The sequence below is a fragment of the Micromonospora sp. WMMD737 genome (genome assembly GCF_049179055.1).
Classification (GTDB): Bacteria; Actinomycetota; Actinomycetes; order Mycobacteriales; family Micromonosporaceae; genus Micromonospora; species Micromonospora reichwaldensis.
Window position 1 is genome coordinate 1 of the sequence record NZ_JBMHMH010000029.1, and the last position, 1,537, is coordinate 1,537.

At 66.9% G+C, this 1,537-nt stretch carries 1 protein-coding gene and 1 pseudogene; both read left to right on the forward strand.

The window, feature by feature from the left end; translation table 11 throughout:
• Window positions 1–512: pseudogene (locus ACN27A_RS34065) on the forward strand (hypothetical protein); the annotation flags it as partial.
• 9 nt (window positions 513–521) lie between these two features.
• Window positions 522–1,537 (forward strand): FAD-dependent monooxygenase (locus tag ACN27A_RS34070; RefSeq protein ID WP_421459070.1); only part of this gene is annotated, 1,016 nt, incomplete at its 3' end.

Genomic DNA, 1,537 nt, shown 5'->3' on the forward strand with positions numbered 1-1,537 from the left:
ACCGCCATCCCGCGGCCCTGGACGGACACACCATCCCCGCGATGGCGCCGCACCCGGCCGTGGTCTTCGGTTACCAGTACAGGTCGGCCGCCGTGCCCGGCGCACTGCCCAGCGATACGAGTCTCGCGCTGCTGAACCCGGAGGATCTGGCCGGTCAGCCGGGCACTCGCGCGCCCGGCGTACCGATCGCCGCGGAACAGCACGAGTCCACGCTGGACGTGTATGGAAACCGGTTGGTGGTGCTCGCCGGCCGGGACGGGGAGCCGTGGCTGGGGGCCGCCCGCTCGCTATCGGATGACCTGGCCGTACCCGTCGACGGCTACCGCCTCGGCCACGAGCTCGTGGCGGCCGATGATACCGACACGCACGCTGCTCACGGTATCGGCCCGGACGGCGCGATCCTGGTGCGCCCGGACGGGTTCGTCGCGTGGCGCTCTGAAACGGCAGCCCCCGACCCCGAGCGTATGCTCCGAACAGCCGTGACCGCCGTGCTCGACCGTGCCGGAGAGTAGGGGCTGAAGATGGCCAAGCACCGCGACATCCTCATCGTCGGGGCAACTGTTGAGGGAATATGTTCGGCGATAGCATTGGACGCGACCGGTCGGAGCGTAGAGCTCGTCGAGGCCGAACCGCCCCCGATGCTCACAGGGGCTCTCCCTGTCGACGGGGTTGGCCCAGCCGGTCCTGGGGTTGCACTGGTGGGCAACGCAATCCGGGCGCTCGACACCTTGGGACTCGCCCGCGCGTGTATTTCGCGCGGTGCTGCAATCGAGACGACGTGCATGCACCGGCTTGACGGCACGCTACTGAAGACGGTGCCGGCCAGGCCCGAAGCTGGACCAGGTCTGCCGCCGATGCTGGGTATCCTGCGCGATGATCTGGTAGGCGTCCTGCTGGCCGCGGCGATCGAACGCGGAATCTCCGTCACTGCGTCCCGGGCCGTGGCGGCCATCGAGCAGCGCGCCGATTGGGTCGCGGTGACATTCTCCGACGGGAGCTCGGCGGAGTACGACGGCGTCGTTGCCGCTGACGGCATTCGCTCAGTGATGCGTCCCATGCTGTTCGGCGACCTCGGTAAGCCGGAGGCGACCGGGCAGTCGAGTTGGCGATACACGCTACCGCGCCTCGATGATCTCGAGGGTAGCCATCTCTACTTCTCACCGGATGGCAGCAAGGTCGGCCTGGTACCTCTCCGCAACGACCTGATGGATCTGTTCCTGAACGTCAACCAGGCTGAACCGGTAGCTACGACGCCCCTCGACGAACAGCTCCGTGAGCATCTGGCGCCGTTCGGCGATCTCATCGCCGAGGTACGTGATGACATCCGCGGTGCCGATCGCGTGAATTGGCGGCCCTATGAGGTGGTCAACCTGCCATCGCCGTGGTTCGACAGACGGGTCATCGTGATAGGGGACGCCGCCCACGCCACGACTTCGCATCTCAAGCAGAGCGAAGCGCTGGCGATAGAGGACGCCGTCGTGCTCGGTGAGGAACTGGCCAGCAACGACGAAATACCCGATGCGTTCCAGGCATTCAT